This window comes from Sorangium sp. So ce381, assembly GCF_051473845.1.
Classification (GTDB): Bacteria; Myxococcota_A; Polyangia; order Polyangiales; family Polyangiaceae; genus Sorangium; species Sorangium atrum.
Window position 1 is genome coordinate 6,216,861 of the sequence record NZ_CP150336.1, and the last position, 16,765, is coordinate 6,233,625.

A 16,765-nucleotide genomic window follows, 5' to 3' on the forward strand; every position below is an offset into this window, starting at 1 on the left:
GAGCGCCCGGGTGGGGGCGCTCGTACGAGCCTCCCCACCCTTCTCGGTGTTCCTCGCGGCAGAGCCCCCCCGGCGCCCTCACGCCGTCCGCGCGAGCGTTATCGCGAGCGCCTCGCCGTCGACGTTGACCTCGCGCCGCTCGGCCTGCCCCCACGCCGCGGGCGCCGCGCCCAGCACGAGCTCGGCGGCGAGCGCCTCCTGCATGAGCATCTCGCGCGCCGCCTCGGCGACCTTGCGGGCCCGCTCGCCGCCGTCGAGCGCGAGCCGGATCCGCTCGGTGAAGCCGAGGTCGAGCTCCTTCCGCATCCCCTGCACCCGCGAGAGGATCTCCCGGCCGAGCCCCTCGTCGCGGAGCGCGTCCGTGAGCGCCGTGTGCAGCACGACGACCCCCGCGCGGCCGCCGGCCGCCGCGAACCCCTCGCCCGCCTCGACCGCGACGTCGATCTCCTCGGGGCCGAGCTCGACCTGCTCGCCGTCGAGCGCGATCGCGATCTTGCCCTCGGTCGCGAGCGCCGCGCGGAGCGCCGCCGCGTCGGCCTTCGCCAGGACCTGCTTCGCGAGCTGCACCTTCTTGCCGAGCTTCGGCCCGAGCGCGCGGAAGTTCGGCTTGAGCACGTAGCGGACCGCGCTCCCCTCCTCGCCGGGCTTCAGGAATCGCACCTCGTGGACGTTGAGCTCCTCGGCGATGAGCGGCACGTGCTCGGCGAGCGCCGCCGCGAGCCCCTGCTGCGACAGCACGACGTCGGCCCGCGAGAGCGGCTGCCGCACCTTGAGCTTGTTCGCCGTGCGCACCTGCAGGCCCAGCGAGACGAGCTCGCGCACGGCGCGCATCTCGATCGCGAGCGGCTCGTCCACCGCGGCGGCGTCCGCCTCGGGGAACGCCACGAGGTGCACGCTCTCCGGCTGCGACGCGGGCCACGGCCGCCGCACCAGGTTCTGGTACATCGCCTCGGCGAGGAACGGCGTGAACGGCGCGCTCAGCTTGGCGATCGCGACGAGCACCTCGTACAGCGTGAAGTACGCGTCGCGCTTGTCCTGGGCCGCCCGCACGGTCCCCGGCGCGACCTCCAAAGTATCGACGATCGAAGGGGCCCAGAAGCGCGCGCGGCTCCGGCGGACGTACCAGTTCGAGAGCGCGTCCACGAGATCGACCAGGCGCTGCGCCGCCTCGTACAGCCGGTACTCGTCGAGGTGCGCCGTCACCTCCCGCGTCGAGAGCGCGAGCTCCGACAGGATCCACCGGTCGAGGAGCGACCGCTCCCGCGCCGGCCGGTAGCCGGCGCTCGCCGCGAGCGCCGCGGGCGACGTGTCCGCCGCGCCCGGGTTCCCCTCCGCGGGCGAGAAGCCGTCGATGTTCGCGTAGATGGTGAAGAACGAGTAGACGTTCCGGAGCTTGACCGCGAACTCCTTCTGGTACGCGCGGACGTTCGTGAGCGAGTGGCGCGTGTTCGTCCACGGCGGGGAGGACGCGTAGAAGAACCAGCGGAACGCGTCGGCCCCGGGCGCGGGCGTCGCCGGGTCCTCGATGAAGACGCGCTGGTCCTGCGGCAGCCTGGGCACGTCGTTGGGCATCACCGAGAGCGCCTTGTCGGCCGGCGAGAGGCCCAGGCGATCGAGGTCCCCGCGGGAGAGCGCGACGATGCGGCGCGGGAGGCGCTTGTTGCCCGTCGCCGGCCTGAGCTCCAGCGTCAGCGCCGCGCCCTCGCGATCGGCGCGGTAGACCCGCACCTTCGCCGAGTCGCCCGTGAGATCGAGCCCCTCGTAGTCCTCGCGCGCGATGACGGCGACGCCGTCCTTCGCCGCGCCGAGCCCGGCGCCTCCGCCGTCGGCCGCCGCGAACTCCATCCGGACGCGCTCGAGGATGACCTCGGGCGGCGTGTAGTTGCCCTTCGACTTGCTCTCCTTCTTGCCCTCGCGGTCGCAGACGTGCCCGAGCACGACGCACGTCTGGTACGGGTGCGGGTAGCTCCGGATCCGCGACAGGCCGAGCTTCTCCTGCGTGGCCTCGTCGAAGACCAGCGTCGAGACCATCAGCAGCGAGTAGAACCAGCCCCGCGTCTGATCGATCGCCTCGCTGATGAAGTCCGCCGGGAACGCGCGATCGAACAGCTCCTTCGAGCCCTCCGCGTGCGGGTAGCCCCACTGCGCGAACGGCATGCTCCCGCTGTCGAACCAGGCGTCGATCACCTCGGTCACGCGGCGCATCTCGCCGCCGCATGTCGGACAGGGGAACGTCACCTTGTCGATCCACGGCTTGTGGACGATGAGGTGATCGTTCAGGCCGGGGTCGGCCTTCTTGGCCTCGCGGAAGTGGTCGAAGGCGCGCGGGTTCAGCGCCTCGATCTCGGCGACCGAGGCCGGGGCGAGCTGGTGCTCCTCGTCGTTCGCGCAGACCCAGACGTTGAGCGGCGTCCCCCAGTACCGCTCGCGCGAGAGCGCCCAGTCCACGTTGTTGGCGAGGAAGTCGCCGAAGCGGCCCTCCTGGATGTGGGACGGGTGCCAGTGGACCGCGCGGTTGTTGGCGATCGCCTTGTCGATGTTGTCCCGGGTCCGGATGTACCAGGCCGGCCGCGCGAGCTGGATCAGCGGGTCGTCGTCCGCGCGCCAGCAGAACGGGTAGTCGTGGCGGTACTTCTCCTCGTGGACGAGCAGCCCTCGGGCCGCGAGATCCTTGATGATCAGCGGATCGGCGTCCTTCACCCAGAGGCCCGAGAACGGCGTGAGCCCCGGCTCGAACGTGCCGTCCGGCCGCACCGCGCAGAGCATCGGGACGTCGGCGCCCGGCTCGGCGAGCTCCGCGATCCGGCGCCTGTGCGCGTTGAAGTCGTCCTCGCCGAACGCGGGCGCGACGTGGACGATGCCGGTGCCGGAGTCGAGCGTGACGAAATCCGCGCCGAGGACGACCCAGTAGAGCGGCTCTGCCTTGCCGTCCTTCCTGCGCAGGGGGGCGTCGAACAGCGACCTCGCGAAGGCGTCGAACGGCGGGCGGTAGCGCTTGCCGACGAGCTCGCTCCCCTTGAGCTCGCGGAGGACGGGCAGGTCCCGCTTGAACTTCTTGGCGAGCTCCTCGCGCAGCGCCGCCGCCACGATGAGCTTGCCGGCCACGGGCGCCGCGCCGCCCGCGGGCGCGCCCGCGTCCACGACGACGTAGTCGAACTCGGGCCGGACCGCGGCGTAGCCGTTCGAGGGCAAGGTCCAGGGGGTCGTCGTCCAGGCGCAGAGCGCTGTGTCCGGCTCGTCGACGAGCGGGAACGCGACGAACACGCTGGGGTCGTCGACCGTCTTGTAGTTCGAGCCGACCTCGGCCGCGCTGAGCGCCGTCCCGCCCTGGGGCCACCACCAGCAGACGCGGTGGCCGCGGTAGAGGAGCCCCTTCCGGTGCAGCTGGGAGAGCGCCCACCAGACGCTCTCGACGTAGCTCCGGTGGTAGGTGACGTAGGCGCTGTCGAGATCGACCCAGAAGCCGATCTTGTCGGTCAGGTTCTCCCACGCCTCGGTGTACCGGAAGACCGAGTCGACGCAGCGCGAGATGAACGGCTCGACGCCGTACCGCTCGATGTCGGCCTTGCCGTGGATGCGCAGCTCCTTCTCGACCTCGACCTCGACCGGCAGCCCGTGCGTGTCCCAGCCGGCCTTCCGCGGCACGTCGTAGCCGCGCATGGTCTTGTACCGGGGGAAGACGTCCTTCACGGCGCGCGTGAGCACGTGGCCGTTGTGCGGCATGCCGTTGGCGGTCGGCGGGCCCTCGTAGAAGACGAACGTGCCCCGCGAGGGGCCGGTGGCGCGGGTCTCGGCGCGGAGCGTCTTCTCGAAGATGCGGCGCTGCTTCCAGAAGGCGAGGATCTTCGCCTCGTCGGCGGGGAAGTTCAGCTCGGTCGCCACCCTGTCGAACAGGGGCTCGTGCGGGCCGTCGGTCGGTTTCTTCGAGGACGCTTCGGACATGGCCCGGCCTAGTAGCAAGGCCCATTGCCAGCGTCGAGGGAAGCGCTGGGCCGGCGCGGAGCGCGCGCGACGAACGGCAGGGGTGCTAAGATCTGACGATGAGCGCGCAGCACCCGCTATTTCCAGGCAATGCGCCCGAGGTCGAGGCCGCGTTCCAGGCCGTGCCTGACGAGATGGTCGCCGAGATCCTCGACGGGGAGCTGCACACGTTTCCGAGGCCGGCGCGGCCACACACGCGTGCAGCGTCGCTCCTAGGCTCAAGTCTCACAGGCCCCTTCGATCGCGGTAGAGGCGGACCTGGCGGCTGGGTCATCCTCCACGAGCCCGAGCTCCACCTCGGACCGCGGCCCGACAAGGTCGCCCCCGATCTCGCCGGCTGGCGCCGCGAGCGCATGCCCGACGCGGTCGGGCCCGAGGACGCCCCCGCGCACTACGACATCGCGCCCGACTGGGTCTGCGAGGTGATCTCCCCGCGCACCGAGCGCGTCGACCGGGCCAAGAAGATGCGGATCTACCGCCGCGAAAGGGTCCGCCACGCCTGGCTGATCAACCCGGTCGCGCAGACGCTCGAGGTCTACAGGCTCGACGACGGCCGGTGGTCCTTGCTCGACACGTACGAAGGCGACGAGATCGTGCGGCCCGAGCCGTTCGACGCGATCGAGCTGCCGCTCGCCGACCTCTGGGCGCGGTAACCGCCGTCCGGCCCGGACGGCGCAGAGCCGCAGCTCACCCCGTGAGCGGCGCCGGCAGCGCGCCGCCGAAGTCGGCGCGGATGGCAGCCACCCCGTCCGCGCCCGCCGCGAGGCAGGCCGGCGCCGAGGCCGCGTCGATGCCGCCCAGGGCGAGGAGCGCGACGTCGCGCGAGGCCGCGGCCAGGCGGGCCCGCGCCTCGCGCAGCGCCGCGAGGCCGAGCGGCGGGCCCTTGCCGGGCGTCGCGAAGATCGGCGAGAGCACCGCGGCGTCCGCGCCGGCCTCGGCCGCCCGGAGCACCGCGTCGACGCTGTGGCACGCGACGGAGACGAACGCGCCGGCCCCGAGCAGGGCGCGCGCGTCGGCCACCGCGACCGAGCGGCGGCCCAGGTGAACGCCGTCCGCGCCGAGGAGGAGCGCCAGATCCACGCGATCGTTGACGAGGAACGAGGCGCCGAGCGCGGCGGTGGCATCGCGCAGCCGCCTGCCGAGCGCGTGGAGCGCCGCGCCGGAGAGCTCGGGATCGCGGAGCTGCACCGCCACGCGGGCGCGGGCCTCGGGGGGCAGGGCGCCGAAGGCCGAGAGCCGCGCGAGCAGGACCGGCTCCGGGACGTCCGCCGCCTGGGAGATCAGGGTCAACCTCGGGGTGAGCATGGCCGTCCTCCAGCGCGCCGGCGGCGGCGCCTCATCGCGCTCCGTCGCCCGGAGGGCGCTCTGCCGGGGCGACCGCCTCGCCGAGCGCCTCGAGATCCTGCCGGGCCATCCGGGCGAACCGGCTCGCAGGATACCGATCGACGAGGAAACGCAGCGTGTCGACCCGGGCACGGCGATCGCCGCTCGCCTCGAAGCGCTCGGCCAGCGCGTACAGGGCCTCGCTCGGGTCCTCGTACACGCGGCGATCCGGGTCGACCTCGCTCGCGCACTGGTAAGGAGCCTGCGCGACGGCGGCGAAGATCGCGATGGAGCCGAACGCCGCGCGGAAGCCGGTGAACACGAGCGGCATTCGCCGATGAACGAGCGCGAGCGTCAAGAGGACGCCGCGGGCGCGGCGACGCCGCTCCTCCGGCCGAGCCGCGCGGGCCCGCTCGCCCGGGCGGTCGGGAAGGAGGCTAGTTCAGGGAGACGCCCGTCCGGGCGGCGCCGTTCTCGAACCCGCCCTTCGAGGCCGGGGCGCCGAACGGCGCGTCGCCCGTGTCCTGACCGCCGGTGCTCGACAGGGGCTCGCCGCGGGCGCGCAGGAGCGACTCGTGGAGGGCGCGCGCGCTGTCATCCCAGTCGCGCCTGCCGGCGAGCTCCGCGATCCGCGCCGGGTCGTAGTCGGCCCGGGCGGCGCGGAGCAGCGCATCCATCAGCACGCCCCGGTTCCCCGGCGGGATGAGCTCGCCGAGCTCGGGGCTGCACAGGACGTCGGGGATGCCTCCCACGCTCGTCGCGACCACGCGGCGCCCCGAGGCGAGCGCCTCGAGCAGGACGTTGGGCGTCCCCTCGTGCTTGCTCGGGAGCGCCAGAGCGTCGCACGCGCCGAGCCACAGCGACACCTGGTCGTGCGGCAAGTAGCCGGTCACCGTCAGCCGCCCGCCCAGCCGGGCGGCGGCGGCCCTGCACGCCTGCTCCTCGGCGCCGCTGCCGACGAGCGCCAGCTCGATGTCCGGGTGGACCGGCGCGAGCCGCTCGAACGCCTCGATCAGATCGAGCACGCCCTTGTCGCGGCTCAGGTGGCCGACGAAGACGATCAGCCGCGAGCTCGGCGACTTGCCGAGCGCGGCGCGCGCCTCCGCGCGGTTGCGAGGCTGGAACGTCTTCACGTCGACGCCGTTCATGACGATGTCGATGCGATCGCGCGGCACGCCGAGCGCCGCGACCCCGTCAGCGAGCTTGCGGCTGACCGTGACCACCCGGGCGGCGCGCGTGAGCCCCCAGGCGAGCGGCCGTCGCATCCGCCGGTCGCGCGGGATCACGTCGATGTCCGAGCCGTGCGTCTTGATCACGGCCGGCACCCCGAGCAATCGCCCGAGACAGACCGCGGCAAAGCCGTCCGGATAGGCGAAGGCCCCGACGATGACGTCGGGCAACGGACCGCGCCCGATGAGCTCCGGGAGCATCGACGCCGCATACAGCGGGCCGTTCAGGGCGGGCGCGACCCTCGGCACATAGAGGTACCGCGGGTGCCGGACCGGCAGCCCGTCGATGACCTCCTCGCGCGGCGCGCTGGCGCCGACAGGCCACTTCGAGAGGCGCTCCATGCCGGGGAACCACGGGATCGTAGCGAGCACCCGGACGTCGCAGTAGCGCGACAGCGCGGCGAACTGCCGCCGATTGTACGGCGCCTCGTCCGGGTGAACCGCGTTCGGGAAGATCTTCGTGATCAGCAAAACGCGCATCCGCCGCAAGAGCTCCTCCTCTCCGAGCGAGCCGAGTCGGCGGGCACCTCTAAAAAGGACGTCGTTCGCGCTCGGTGTCGCATTCGGTCTAACCAGTCTCGCTCAGTCTCGCTCAGTCTCGTCAATCCCGCCAGTCACACTCAGTCTCGCCCATCTCGCCCATCTCGCTCAGCCACGTTCAGCGTCCCATTTTGCCTCGCTCAGCATCGCCAGGTGTCCCATTTTGCCTCGCTCAGCATCGTATTCGGCCGGGTCACCACCGATTCGGACTCACCTGGTACCGTATGTCGTTACACGTCCAGACCGGCTCGATGACCGACCCGCAGGTTGCCGTCGTCCCGTCCAGCGGCCAGCCCGGAGGACCCCGCGGGCGTCGACCACGCGCGCGCCCGGGACGGGGCGTCGCCCCCGCGCCGCCTGGCGATGAGCTCGTCGAACAGGCGGACGTGCGCGTCGACCATCGCTTCCAGGCTGAACTGCTCGGTGAACTTCGCGGGGCCGCGCGCGCGCGCGCGCTCGCGGAGCTCCCCGTCGCGGGCGACGCGCGAGAGGTGCTCGGCCAGCGCGCCAGGGTCCTTCGACGGGACGAGGAACCCGTCGACGCCGTGCTCGACGATCTCGGGGACGCCGCCGACGCGGCTCGCCACGATCGGCTTGCCGAGCGCGAGCGCCTCGAGCAGCGCGAGCGGCAGCCCCTCCCAGAGCGACGGGAGCACGTAGGCGTCGAACGCGGAGACCAGCTCCGGCACGTCCGAGCGATATCCGGGGAAGATCACCCGGTCGCCGAGCCCCGCGTCCCTGGCGCGCTGCTCCAGCTCCGCCCGGAGCGGGCCGTCGCCGGCGATGACGAAGCGCGCCTCCGGCGCGCGCCGCAGCACCTCGGGCGCCGCCTCGAGGAGGTAGCGGAGCCCCTTCTGCTCGATGTGCACGACGGCGCACCCGAACACGAACTCCCGCTCGCCGATGCCGAGCTCCGCGCGGATGCGCGCGCCCGCGCCGCTCTCGCGGGCGCGGGCGAAGCGCGCCCCGTCGATGCCGTTGTGGATGACCCGGACGGGCGCGCGGACCTTCACGTCATCGACAAGGATGCGCCTGAGGTCGTGCGACACAGCGACCATCTCGTCGGCGAGGTAGGCGTAGTAGCCGAACTTGCGCCGATCGAAGCCCTTCGCCCGGTTGATCTGGTTGTGCTCCGAGTAAAGGACCGCCGGCCGATTCCGGAGCAGGCGCGCGGCGAAGCCAGCGAAGATGAGCGGAGCACGGTTGTGGACGTGGACGATATCGACCGAGCGCTGGTGAAAGAAGCGCCGGATCCAGAGCAGCGCCTCCGGATCGCTCTTGAGGCCCGGCAGCACCGGCCGGAGATCCTTCGTGATCACGAGGCACTTCGAGCGCGGGAGCTTGACCTCCGAGAAGAGCCGCCCCTCGCCGTCGAGGCAGATCAGCGAGAGATCGAAGCCGTGATCGCCGAGGCGATCGAGGAGGCTCAGCACCACCTTCTCGAGCCCGCCGACCTCGAGGTTGTTCACGACCATGCAGACGTTGGGCTTGCTCATAGTCTCCTGAGCGGACCGTCAGGTCGCCGCGGTCGTCGTCGGAGCGCCGTGACGCGCCACGACAGCGTGTCGACCGTGCGATGAGCGTTCCGTGTCAATTTGGCTCAGGTAGGTGAGCGTATCATGACATGCGGATGCTGTTCGCTTGACTTGGCGTCGCAGCAGCGCCGTGCTGGACGTCGGAGTTGCTCGTTCATCATCCCTCATCGCGCCCGCGAGGGCTCCCGCATCTGTGGAATACGCCGGGAACGCGAGCGCGCGGGGCTCTGAGGTGCGGGGCCACACCCGCAGCGCCGCGCTACAGCGCGGCGATCTTGCCCTGCTCCGGCGACGAGGCCGTCGCATAGAGCTTCTTCGGCATCCGCCCCGCGAGATACGCCATCCGACCGGCCCTCACCGCGTCCTTCATCGCCTGCGCCATCAGGATCGGGTCCCGCGCGCCCGCGATGGCCGTGTTCATCAATACCCCATCACACCCGAGCTCCATCGCCACCGCGGCGTCGCTCGCTGTCCCGACTCCCGCGTCCACGATCACCGGCACCTTCGCTGTCTCTCGGATGATCATCAGGTTGTACGGGTTGCGGATGCCGAGCCCGCTGCCGATCGGCGCCGCCAGGGGCATCACGGCCGCGCACCCGATGTCTTCCAGCTTACGACAGACGATCGGGTCATCCATGCAGTAGGGCAGCACGGTGAACCCCTCCTTCACCAGGATCCGCGCCGCCTCGAGCGTCGCCTCGTTGTCGGGGAACAGCGTCCGTTCGTCGCCGATGACTTCGAGCTTCACGAGATCGGACAGACCGAGCTCGCGCGCGAGCCGGCAGGTGCGGACCGCGTCCTCGACGGTGTAGCAACCGGCCGTGTTCGGCAGGATCGTGACGCGCCCCTGCTGGAGCAGCGACATCATCGACCCCTCGCCCCGCTCCTTCAAATTGACGCGGCGGAGGGCCACCGTGACCACCTCCGCGCCGGACGCTTCGAGCGCGCGACGGGTCTCATCCAGGTCCTTGTACTTGCCCGTCCCCACGAAGAGGCGGGAAGTGAACGTGTGTCTGCCGATCGTCAACGCGTCGCTCGTCATCGCAGGCTCCTCGGGTCTCGACCCAGACGATCTGCTAGTCGGACCGGGACACAGGGTCCAGCGCGTCGACGAAAACCGGCGCTTCCGGCGCGCCTCGCTCGGCAGCATGGTATCTTTGCGCCCATGTCTCCCAGAGCTTTTGGCATAGCCCTCCTCGTCGCGTTGCCTCCAGCGCTCACGCTCACGCCCCTCCCGACAGCGGACAGCCGCGCGCAGGCCGACCAGGGAGGCGCCGGGGTGAGCCGCGGCGCGCTGCTGTCCGGTCCGCGCGCGGCGCAGGCGGCCGTGGCCGTTCAGCTCTCGCTGGACGAGCTCGTCGCCGCGGCCTCGTACGTCGTGGTCGCGACCGCGGTCGAGCAGCGCAGCCAGTGGGAAGAGCTCGGCGGGGGCAGGAGGATCGTCACCTATACCCGCCTGTCGATCGACCGGACGGTGGCCGGACAGCCCGACGGCGAGGTCTGGGTCAGGACGCTCGGGGGCGTGGTCGGGGACGTCGGACAGCACGTGTCGGGCGACGCGCAGATCGCGATCGGCGCGCAGGCGATGGTCTTCGTCTCCAGGGTGGGATCTGCCCTGGTCGTCTCCGGGATGGCCCAGGGCCACTACCCCGTCGTCAACGGCGAGGAGAAGCCGAGCGTCGCCGGCGGCTCCGGCGCGCGGCGCGTCGCCGTGCGGCGGCTCGCCGCGAGCCCCGACAGCGGGACCGTCCTGCCCCGGCCGGGCCCCGCGATCTCGGCCAGCGAGCGGCTCGTCGGGGCGACGCTCGACACGGCGATCGACGCGGTGAACCAGGCATGGAAGGCGAAGCATGCGCAGAAGTGACCTCGCGCCCCGCCCCGCGGGCGCGCGCCACCCCGCGCGGGCCAACGCCATCGCCGCAGCCTGCGGCGCGCTCGTCGCCGCGGCGCTCGCCTACCCCGGGGACGCCCTGGCCTACTGCCGCACGAGCGTCTGTCCGCCGGAGAAGACGCCGTCGGGCAAGGCGGAGACCGCGGCGGTCTGCACGCCGCCGCAGGGCTCCGACTGCGGCACCCCGCTCGCCTGGCCTGCGCCGTGCGTGAGCTACTCCCTCCAGGAGGACGCCTCCGCCCAGGTGTCGCTCCAGGAGGCGGAGGCGATCTTCGAGCAGGCGTTCGCGGCGTGGACGGAGGCCGACTGCGGCGACGGGGAGACCCCGCGCATGGAGGTCACCTACCTGGGCCCGGTCGCGTGCGCCGCGCACGAGTACAACAAGGTCAAGGCGAACGCGAACATCATCATGTTCCGGGACGACGGGTGGCCGTACGCCGACAGCGGGAACACCCTCGCGCTCACGACCGTCACCTACCACCTCAAGACCGGCGAGATCTACGACGCGGACATGGAGATCAACTCGTTGGCGCTCTCCCAGGGAGCCGACGGCCTCGCGTTCGACCTCCTGAGCATCGCCACCCACGAGGCCGGCCATTTCCTCGGGCTCTCGCACTCGATCGAGCACGACGCGACCATGTTCGCCAACTACCGCTCTTCGCTCCGCGACCTCTCCCAGGACGACCGCGACGGGATCTGCGCGGTGTACCCGCCCGGGGAGCCGATCGAGGGCTGCGACCCCACGCCGCGCCACGGCTTCTCTTCGCTGTGCGCCGCGGATCAGCCCGCGGTGAAGGAGCCGGGCGGCTGCGCCGCGGCACCGCGCGGCAACGCTGGCCAGGGCGGGCGCGGCGGAGGGCTCGTCCTCGCCGCGCTCGCGCTGGTCGGCGCGGCCGTACGGGCGCGGCGCGGCGCGGCCCCGCGGGCGGGCCGCGAGGAGGCCTGCTGAGCCAGAGCCCTTCCATCCTGGTCGAGCGCGAAGGCGAGCTCGCCCGGCTGGTCGAGCGCGCCGCCCGCGCCGACGCGCTCGCGGTCGACGTGGAGGCCAACGGGCTGTTCGCGTACCGGGCGCGGCTCTGCACGGTCCAGCTCGCCTTTCGCGAGGGGGACGAGATCGCGATCGGGGTGGTCGACGCGCTCCGGGTGCCTGTCGCGCCGCTCGCGCCGCTCCTCGGGGCCGCCGGCCCGCCCAAGGTGCTGCACGACCTCACCTTCGACGCGCGCATGCTCGCCGAGGCGGGCGCGCCGCTCGCGGCCGCGCACGACACCTCGGTCGCCGCGCGCATGCTGGGGTGCGCGGCGACGGGGCTCGCCGCGCTGCTCCTGTCGGAGCTCGACGTGAAGGTCGACAAGCAGCTCCAGCAGCACGACTGGGGGCGCAGGCCGATCGAGGACGCCGAGCTGCGCTACCTGGCCGACGACGTGCGCCACCTGCTCTCGCTCCGCGCGCGGCTCGCCGAGCGCAGCCGCGCCCTCGGGATCGACGAGGAGATCGAGGAGGAGTGCGCCTACAAGCTCGCGAGCGCCCTCGGGCCGCCGCGCGATCCGCGGCCCGCTTACGCGCGCATCAAGGGGGCCCAGGCGCTCGATCCGCAGGGCCGGGCGATCCTGCGGCGGCTCGTGGCGGCGCGCGAGGCGGCCGCCGAGGGGGCCGACGTGCCCTCCTTCAAGATCGTCGCCAGCGAGGTGCTGCTCGAGCTCGCGCAGCGGAGGCCCGCCAGCGCAGACGACGTGCGCGCGATCCGCGGGGCCGCGGCGGGCCGGGCGGCCGCGTGCGTCGCGGCGTGGCTCCGCGCGATCGAGCAAGGGTGCAGCGACGGCGACGTGCCCGAGGACGAGCGCGCCCTCTTCCAGCAAACCCGCCCGCCCCGGAAGGAGCTCGCCGCGCGGCGCGCGGTGGAGACCCGGATCGCGGCGTGGCGCAGGGCGGAGGCGAAGGCGCGGAAGGTGGACGAGCAGGTCGTGCTGCCCGGTCACTGCGCGCAGGATCTCGCGGAGATCGCGCTGGCGACGGCCCACGCCGGGGACGAGGCGATCGCCGCCGCGATCGCACGCATCCCGGGGCTCGGCGCGGGACGGCTCGCGCGCTACGGCCGCGCGCTCGCGGCGCTCGTGGCCGCGGCGCAGCCGGGCGAGCCGCCTGCAGCCGCGACGTAGCTCCGCGCGTCGGTTCCGGCTGTCGGTTCCGCGTGTCGGTCCGCATGTCGGTTCCGCGCGTCCGCGATCCTCGGCGGGATCTCAGACACATGGAGCCCGGTGCGAGCGAGCGCACGTGGCGCGCGCGCCGCCCGGTCGACAGAGCCGCCGGGCGATGGAATAGCAGGGCCCATGCCGTCGACCGATCATCCCGAGGGGCCGAGGCGGCTCCGCCTCTGGCCGCCGGCGAGGTGGCTCCGCGCTGCGTTCGCCTTCGCGCTCGTGTTCGGGTGCGCCCTTCTGGGAGCGAGCGCCGGAGAGCTGTCCCCTCCGCCGCCCCCGCCGTCGCCGCCGCCGCCCGCGGCGGGCGTCGAGGCCGGCCCTGAGCCGGAGGCGACCCCTGTCGCGCCCGACTCGCCTCGAGCCTCCATGCGCAGCTTCGTCGAGCTGTGCCGCGCGGGCGATTACGCCGAGGCCGCGCGCTACCTGGACGTGCCGCCGAGGGCGAGCGGCGCGGAGCTCGCGCAGAAGCTCAAGGCGGTGCTCGATCGGCACCTCTGGCTGGAGGTGGAGACGCTCTCGCCGAACCCGCAGGGGGACACGCAGGACAACCTCGGGGCCGGCGTGGAGCAGCTCGGCAAGATCCCGACGCGGACGGGGTCCCAGCCGGTGCGCCTCGTGCGGCGCACGACGCCCGACGGCGTGCGCTGGATCTTCTCGCGCGCCACGGTGGAGCGCGTCGACGAGTGGTACGCGCGGCTCGAAGATCGCTGGCTCCGCGATCACCTGCCGCCGGCGCTCCTGCGCCCCGGCCCGCGCGAGCTGCTCTGGTGGCAGTGGCTCGCGCTGCCGGTCCTCGCGCTGGCCGGCTGGCTCGTCGGCGCGGTGGTGAGCTACCTCGTCCGCGCCGCGCTCCGCCGCGTCATCGCCCGGACGGAGTCCACGCTCGACGACGTGCTCCTCGGGGGGGCGCGCGGTCCGTTCACGTTCGCGGCGGCGCTCCTGGTGATCACGGCCGCGCTCCCGTGGCTCGGGCTGTACCTGCCGGCCGAGGAGTTCCTCGGCCAGGTGCTGCGCGCCGGCGTCTTCGTCGCGGTCTTCTGGTTCGCCCTGCGCGCGATCGACGCCTTCGGCGGCCGCCTGCTCGCCGCCCCGGCGACGCGCGACAACCCGGCGGCGCGCTCGCTCGTGCCGCTCATGGGGCGGATCGCGAAGGTCTCGATCGTGATCATCGGCGTGATCGCCGTGCTCTCGGAGCTCGGCTACCCCGTGGCGAGCCTCATCGCCGGCCTCGGCATCGGCGGCGTCGCGCTGGCCCTCGCCGCGCAGAAGACGGTGGAGAACCTCTTCGGCTCGGTCGCGATCGGGATCGACCGGCCGTTCCAGGTCGGCGACTTCGTGAAGGTCGACGCGCTCCTCGGCACGGTCGAGAGCATCGGGCTCCGGTCGACCCGGATCCGCACGCTCGACCGGACCATCGTCACGATCCCGAACGGCAAGCTGGCCGATCTCCACATCGAGTCGTTCACGGCGCGCGACCGCATACGCCTCGCCTGCCTGCTGGGGATCGAGCGCGACACGTCGCCCGAGCAGCTCCGCGCCATCGTGGAAGAGTGCGAGCGGGCGCTGCGGGAGCACCCGAAGATCTGGCCCGAGGACGTCGTTGTGCGCTTCATCGGCGTCGGCCCGTCCTCGCTCGACGTCGAGGTGGTGGCCTGGTTCCAGACGACCGACTTCGCGGAGTTCCGGGACATCCGGCAGGCGATGCTGATCACCTTCCTGCAGACCATCGACATGGCCGGATCGAAGCTCGCCTACCCGACGCAGACGCTGCACGTCGGGCCGCGCGGAGAGGAGCGCCCGCAGCCGGAGGGGGCCGCGGCGGGGGGCTCGGCTAACGGGCGGCGCGCGCCGCGGCGGGCGCCATCGGCTGAAGCCCCGCCTTCTCGATGAGCGCGCGGTCCTCGTCCTCGCCGGGGTTCGGCGTGGTGAGCAGCCTGTCTCCGTAGAAGATCGAGTTCGCCCCCGCGTACATGCAGAGCAGCTGCGTCTCGCGCGAGAGCTCCGTCCGCCCGGCGGACAGGCGCACCATCGCGCGCGGCATCATGACCCGCGCGACCGCGATCATCCGGACGAACTCGATCGGATCGACCGGGGGGAGGCTCTCGAGGGGCGTCCCCGGCGAGCGCACGAGGGCGTTGATCGGCACGCTCTCCGGGTGGGGATCGAGGCGCGCGAGCTCGACGAGCATCTCGCAGCGGTCGGCGATCGACTCGCCCATGCCGATGATGCCGCCCGAGCAGACGGTGATGCCCGCCCGCCGGACGTTGCGCAGGGTGACGAGCCGCTCGTCGTACGTGCGCGTCGAGATGATCGATTTGTAGGCCTTCCGCGAGGTGTCGAGGTTGTGGTTGTAGGCGTCGAGGCCGGCCTCCTTGAGGCGGCGCGCCTGGTCGTCGGTGAGCATGCCGAGCGTGCAGCACGCCTCGAGGCCGAGGGCTTTCACGCCGCGCACCATGTCGAGGACGCGCTCGAAGGCGGGGCCGTCCTTCACCTCGCGCCACGCGGCGCCCATGCAGAACCGCGTCGAGCCGCCGTCGCGGGCGCGCCCCGCGGCGGCGAGGACCGCGCCGACGTCGAGCATGCGCTCCGGCCCGACCTCGGTCTCGTAGTGGCTCGACTGCGGGCAGTAGGCGCAGTCCTCGGGGCAGCCGCCCGTCTTGACGCTGAGCAGGGTGCAGAGCTGGACCTCGTGCTCGCCGTGGAACGCGCGGTGGACCGCGCGGGCGCGGTCGATCAGCTCGAAGAGCGGGAGGTCGTGCAGGGCGACCGCCTGCTCGACGGTCCAGTCGTGGCGGGGCGCGCCCGCCGGCGGGGCGTGCCCGGCCGGGCCGCCGCATCCATTCCTGTGCTCCGCCCCTTCTCGTTCGATCCCTTCGAGCATGGGCTCGCTCATAGCCGGGCTTGAGGCGCCGCCGCAAGCGAGGCGCGAAAGGGAGGGATTTCCTGGCCTCCTTGACGGCTTGGCGGCCCGAGACTCTGCTCTTTCGTGGCGGCTTGGTCCGCTCGTCGCTCTAGAGCGCGGTCACCGCCTTCGCCGTCTCCTTGGCGATCGTCCCCTGGGCGACGAGCTGCCTGAGGTGCGCGTCGAAGGTCTGCATGCCGTACGGCGTGACCCCCTTCTCCATCAGCTCGCGCAGCGAGGGGCTCCCCTCCGGCCGGCGGATCGCCTCGCGCACCGCGGCCGTGCCGACGAGCACCTCGGCGGCGAGGACCTCGCCCGCGCCGTCGCGGCGAGGGAGCAGGCGCTGCGCGACGACGCCGTGGAGACAGTCGGCCAGCCGCTCGCGCGCCTCGCTCGGGCTCTTGCCGAGCGCGATCAGCCGCCCGAGCGTGCGCGTGACGTCCGCCGCGCTGACCGCCGCGAGCACGAGGTGCCCGGTCTCCGCGGCGTGGAGCGCGAGATCGAGCGACTCGCCGTCGCGGAGCGCGCTGATCAGCACGACGTCCGGGTCCTGCCGCAGCGCGGAGCGCAGCGCGGTCGGGAAATCCGCGGTGTCGACGCCGATCTCGCGCTGGCTCACGCTGGAGCGGTTGTCCTCGTGCACGTGCTCGACGGGATCCTCCAGGGTGATGATGTGGCGCGGCACGGTCGCGTTGATGTGCCCGACGAACGCGGCGAGGGTCGTGCTCTTGCCGCTGCCGGCCGTGCCAGCGACGAGGATGAGGCCGTGATCGTGCTCCACCATCGCCCGGACCGCCGAGGGCACGCCCAGCTCCTCGAACGTCGGGATCTTGAGCGGGATGCTCCGCAGGATGATCGCGAGCGAGCCGCGCTGGCGATAGATGTTCACCCGGAACCGGCCGAGGCCCGGGACGACGTACGAGGTGTCGAGCTCCTGGAGCGTGGCGAGCAGCTCGCGCGACGGGCGCCCTGCGAGCAGCACCCGCGCGGCGGCCTCGCTGTCCTCGGGCCGGATCCTGTCGACGCGGAAGTAGACCATGTCGCCGCGCACCCGCGCGCCCGGCGGCTGACCGACCTTGAGGTGGATGTCGCTGGCGTGGGCGGCAAGCGCCTTGCCGAGGAGCTGATGGAGGAAGGCCTCGGAGGTGTACGGCGTCGTCACGGG

13 protein-coding genes are annotated in these 16,765 nt (G+C 72.7%); 5 read left to right on the plus strand and 8 right to left on the minus strand.

The window, feature by feature from the left end; all coding sequences use genetic code 11:
• Nucleotides 1-78: 78 nt before the first annotated feature.
• Nucleotides 79-3,942 carry an isoleucine--tRNA ligase gene (gene ileS, locus WMF29_RS23030; protein WP_437330899.1) on the minus strand — a complete coding sequence of 1,288 codons (3,864 nt, stop codon included), beginning with the start codon at nt 3,940-3,942 and terminating at the stop codon, nt 79-81.
• A 98-nt stretch (nt 3,943-4,040) separates the two neighbouring features.
• Between ileS and WMF29_RS23035 the strand changes: the two genes are divergently transcribed.
• Nucleotides 4,041-4,634 (plus strand): Uma2 family endonuclease, encoded by a 594-nt coding sequence (locus tag WMF29_RS23035; protein WP_437330900.1) that lies wholly within the window; start codon nt 4,041-4,043, stop codon nt 4,632-4,634.
• A gap of 34 nt (nt 4,635-4,668) precedes the next feature.
• Here the strand turns inward: WMF29_RS23035 and WMF29_RS23040 are convergent, their stop codons facing one another.
• From WMF29_RS23040 to WMF29_RS23060, 5 genes are all read right to left on the minus strand, one after another.
• Nucleotides 4,669-5,286: a thiamine phosphate synthase gene (locus WMF29_RS23040; protein ID WP_437330901.1), complete on the minus strand. Its 618-nt coding sequence runs from the start codon at nt 5,284-5,286 to the stop codon at nt 4,669-4,671.
• 31 nt (nt 5,287-5,317) lie between these two features.
• Nucleotides 5,318-5,635, minus strand: coding sequence for a tetratricopeptide repeat protein (locus WMF29_RS23045; protein WP_437330902.1), 318 nt, complete (start codon nt 5,633-5,635; stop codon nt 5,318-5,320).
• Between the two features lie 106 nt (nt 5,636-5,741).
• On the minus strand, nt 5,742-7,013 hold the full coding sequence (locus tag WMF29_RS23050; protein ID WP_437330903.1) for a glycosyltransferase family 4 protein: 1,272 nt from the start codon (nt 7,011-7,013) through the stop codon (nt 5,742-5,744).
• 290 nt (nt 7,014-7,303) lie between these two features.
• Complete coding sequence (locus tag WMF29_RS23055; RefSeq protein ID WP_437330904.1) at nt 7,304-8,569, minus strand: glycosyltransferase family 4 protein; 1,266 nt, start codon at nt 8,567-8,569, stop codon at nt 7,304-7,306.
• 298 nt (nt 8,570-8,867) lie between these two features.
• The gene (locus WMF29_RS23060; protein ID WP_437330905.1) at nt 8,868-9,650 is read right to left on the minus strand and encodes a thiazole synthase; all 783 of its coding nucleotides are present in this window, start codon (nt 9,648-9,650) and stop codon (nt 8,868-8,870) included.
• 123 nt (nt 9,651-9,773) lie between these two features.
• On the opposite strand from WMF29_RS23060, the gene WMF29_RS23065 reads away from it, so the two are divergent.
• From WMF29_RS23065 to WMF29_RS23080, 4 genes are all read left to right on the plus strand, one after another.
• Complete coding sequence (locus WMF29_RS23065; RefSeq protein ID WP_437330906.1) at nt 9,774-10,472, plus strand: hypothetical protein; 699 nt, start codon at nt 9,774-9,776, stop codon at nt 10,470-10,472.
• Complete coding sequence (locus WMF29_RS23070; RefSeq protein ID WP_437330907.1) at nt 10,459-11,448, plus strand: matrixin family metalloprotease; 990 nt, start codon at nt 10,459-10,461, stop codon at nt 11,446-11,448. The genes WMF29_RS23065 and WMF29_RS23070 overlap by 14 nt, the downstream gene beginning before the upstream one ends.
• A 17-nt stretch (nt 11,449-11,465) precedes the next feature.
• Entirely contained in the window at nt 11,466-12,656 is a 1,191-nt protein-coding gene (locus WMF29_RS23075) for an HRDC domain-containing protein (RefSeq protein WP_437331156.1), read from the plus strand.
• A 171-nt stretch (nt 12,657-12,827) separates the two neighbouring features.
• On the plus strand, nt 12,828-14,588 hold the full coding sequence (locus tag WMF29_RS23080; RefSeq protein WP_437330908.1) for a mechanosensitive ion channel family protein: 1,761 nt from the start codon (nt 12,828-12,830) through the stop codon (nt 14,586-14,588).
• Here the strand turns inward: WMF29_RS23080 and bioB are convergent.
• Both bioB and WMF29_RS23090 read right to left on the minus strand, forming a co-directional pair.
• A complete protein-coding gene (gene bioB / locus WMF29_RS23085) occupies nt 14,530-15,579 on the minus strand; it encodes a biotin synthase BioB (protein ID WP_437330909.1) in 1,050 nt (349 codons plus the stop codon). The two genes, WMF29_RS23080 and bioB, sit on opposite strands and share 59 nt — an antisense overlap.
• 130 nt (nt 15,580-15,709) lie before the next feature.
• The gene (locus WMF29_RS23090; protein ID WP_272093052.1) at nt 15,710-16,762 is read right to left on the minus strand and encodes a type IV pilus twitching motility protein PilT; all 1,053 of its coding nucleotides are present in this window, start codon (nt 16,760-16,762) and stop codon (nt 15,710-15,712) included.
• Nucleotides 16,763-16,765 lie beyond the last annotated feature (3 nt).